Origin of the sequence: Actinotalea sp. C106 (genome assembly GCF_023630195.1) — a bacterium.
Taxonomy (GTDB): Bacteria; Actinomycetota; Actinomycetes; order Actinomycetales; family Cellulomonadaceae; genus Actinotalea.
The window spans coordinates 1-2,786 of the sequence record NZ_JALPKN010000348.1; the positions used below are offsets into that span (position 1 = coordinate 1).

Below are 2,786 nucleotides of genomic sequence, written 5' to 3' on the forward strand. Positions count from 1 at the left end.
AGCGCGTGCTCGACGCCCTCTCCGACCCCGCAGGCACCGACCCCGCAGGCACCGACCCCGAGCCGACCGACCCCGAGGAGCAGTGATGGGCACCGAGGCCCCCGAGGCCGTCCCGGGCCTGCGCCCCCGGCTCGCGCGCAGCCGCGCCGAGCTCGCCGCGCTGCTCACCACCAGCCCCGGCCGCCGTCGGGCCGTGGTGATGACGATGGGCGCCCTGCACGAGGGGCACCTCTCCCTGGTCCGGGCCGCCCGCGAGCACGCCGACCAGGTGGTCGTCACCATCTTCGTCAACCCGCTGCAGTTCGGCGCGGGGGAGGACCTCGACCGCTACCCGCGGGACCTCGAGCGGGATCTGGACCTGCTGAGCACGGTCGGGGTGGACGTGGTCTTCGCCCCCGGCGTCGGGGAGATCTACCCGCAGGGCGAGCCCGTGGTGCGGGTCGCGGCGGGGCGCCTCGGGGAGCGGCTGGAGGGGGCGCACCGTCCCGGCCACTTCGACGGAATGCTCACCGTGGTGCTCAAGCTGCTGCACCTGGTGCGGCCCCAGGTCGCCCTCTTCGGCCAGAAGGACGCCCAGCAGCTCATCGCCGTGCGCCGCATGGTGCGCGACCTCGACGTCGACGTCGAGGTCGTCGCCGGTCCGACCGTGCGTGACGCCGACGGGCTGGCCCTGTCCTCGCGGAACGCCTACCTCAGCCCGGAACACCGAGGGGCCGCCCTGGCGTTGTCCCAGGCACTGGACCGGGCCGCGACCGTGGCACGGGACGGGGCAGCGGCCGAGGCCGTCCGTGCCGAGGCCGAGCGGGTGCTCGGGGCTCAGGCCGCCGTCGTGGTCGACTACGTGGCCCTGGTGGACCCTGTGACCGCCGAGGACGTCGCGACAGACCACGAGGGCGAGGCGGTGCTCGTGCTCGCGGCCCGGGTCGGGGGCACCCGGCTGATCGACAACGCACGGGTCACCGTGGGCCGGTCGCAGGACCGGACGAGCGAGGGGACGAGATGAGCGCCAGCACCTGGCAGCGGACCATGATGGTCGGCAAGATCCACCGCGCGACGGTCACCGCGGCCGACCTGCACTACGTCGGCTCGGTCACGGTCGACACGGCCCTGCTCGAGGCCGCGGACATCCTGCCCGGCCAGCAGGTCGACGTCGTGGACGTCACCAACGGGTCCCGGCTGACCACCTACGCGCTGGCCGGGGAGCGCGGCTCGGGCACGGTCTGCATCAACGGGGCCGCGGCCCACCTCGTGGACCCGGGCGACCTCGTCATCCTCATCGCGTACGCCGCGATGCCCGACGCCGAGGCCCGGACCTACTCCCCGCGCGTGGTCCACGTCGACGACCGGAACGCGATCGTCGAGCTCGGCGAGGACCCAGGCACCCCACCTCCGGGCCCAGGGCTCCAGACGCAGGCCCTGGCCTGGACCGAGAGCCGGTGAGGCTCGCCCGTCGGCTCGCGGCCCCGGAGGCCGGCTGGACCGCTGAGGCCGACGTCGTCGTCGTCGGGTCGGGCATCGCAGGGCTCACCGCCGCGCTCCGCCTGCGCACGCGGGTGCCGAAGGTGCTGCTGGTGACCAAGGGGGCCCTCGCCTCGGGCTCGACCGTCTGGGCCCAGGGCGGGATCGCGGCCGCCCTGGATCCCACCGACTCCCCGGCGGCCCACCTCACCGACACCCTCACGGCCGGCGCCGAGGTGTGCGACCCCGTGGCTGTCGAGGTGCTCGTGACCGAGGGCCCTGCCCGGGTGCGCGAGCTCGTGGCCCTCGGCGCGGACTTCGACACCGGGGCCGACGGCGCGCTGTCCCTCACCCGCGAGGGCGGGCACGGCGCCGACCGCATCGCCCACGCGGGCGGGGACGCCACCGGGGCCGAGATCTCCCGAGCACTGGTGGCCCAGCTCGAGGCCGTGCGGGAGGACCCCGGCATCGAGGTGATCGAGCACGCGCTGGTCCTGGACCTGCTCACGGCAGCCCCTGGGCCCGACGGCGAGCCGGGGCCAGTGTGCGGGGTGACCCTGCACGTCATCGGTGAGGGCACGCGGGACGGCGTGGGGGCGGTCCTCGGCAAGGCCGTGGTGCTCGCCACGGGGGGCATCGGCCAGGTCTACCCGTCCTCGACGAACCCGGCCCAGGCGACCGGGGACGGTCTCGCCGCCGCGCTGCGTGCGGGGGCCGAGGTCGGCGACGTCGAGTTCGTGCAGTTCCACCCGACCGTGCTGTGGCTCGGGGCCGGGGTCAAGGGCCAGCTCGCGCTGATCTCCGAGGCGGTGCGCGGCGAGGGCGCGATGCTGCTGGACACCGACGGGGTGCGCTTCATGCCCGAGGTGCACCCTCTGGCCGAGCTCGCCCCGCGGGACGTGGTCGCCCATGCGATCGTGCGGCGGATGGCCGCGACCGGCTCGGACCACGTGTACCTCGACGCCCGGCACCTGGGTGTGGAGTTCCTGCGGCGGCGCTTCCCGACCATCGGCGAGCGGCTGCTGGCCGAGGGCATCGACCTCACGACCGACCTGGTGCCCGTGGCCCCCGCGCAGCACTACCACTCGGGGGGCGTGGTCACGGACCTGGTGGGGCGGTCGAGCATCGAGGGCCTGTACGCCGTCGGCGAGGTCGCCTGCACGGGGGTGCACGGGGCGAACCGCCTCGCGTCGAACTCGCTGCTCGAGGGGTTGGTCTTCGCCCGGCGCGCGGCCGACGACGTCGCGGCCCGGGTCGCCGACGGCGGTCTGGTCCAGCACGAGCCGGTCGAGCGGGCCGGGGAGCCTGCCCTCGTCGCGGCGACGGCG

General features: G+C 75.4%; 3 protein-coding genes. All 3 read left to right on the forward strand.

Features of this window, described 5'->3' with window-relative positions; genetic code table 11:
* The first annotated feature begins 85 nt into the window (after positions 1–85).
* On the forward strand, positions 86–1,003 hold the full coding sequence (gene panC / locus L0B03_RS16100) for a pantoate--beta-alanine ligase (protein ID WP_250447754.1): 918 nt from the start codon (positions 86–88) through the stop codon (positions 1,001–1,003).
* The gene (gene panD, locus L0B03_RS16105) at positions 1,000–1,440 is read left to right on the forward strand and encodes an aspartate 1-decarboxylase (RefSeq protein ID WP_250447756.1); all 441 of its coding nucleotides are present in this window, start codon (positions 1,000–1,002) and stop codon (positions 1,438–1,440) included. The genes panC and panD overlap by 4 nt, the downstream gene beginning before the upstream one ends.
* Positions 1,437–2,786, forward strand: a 1,350-nt coding sequence (locus L0B03_RS16110) for an L-aspartate oxidase (protein WP_250447758.1), incomplete at its 3' end; no start/stop codon positions are given. The genes panD and L0B03_RS16110, both read left to right, overlap by 4 nt.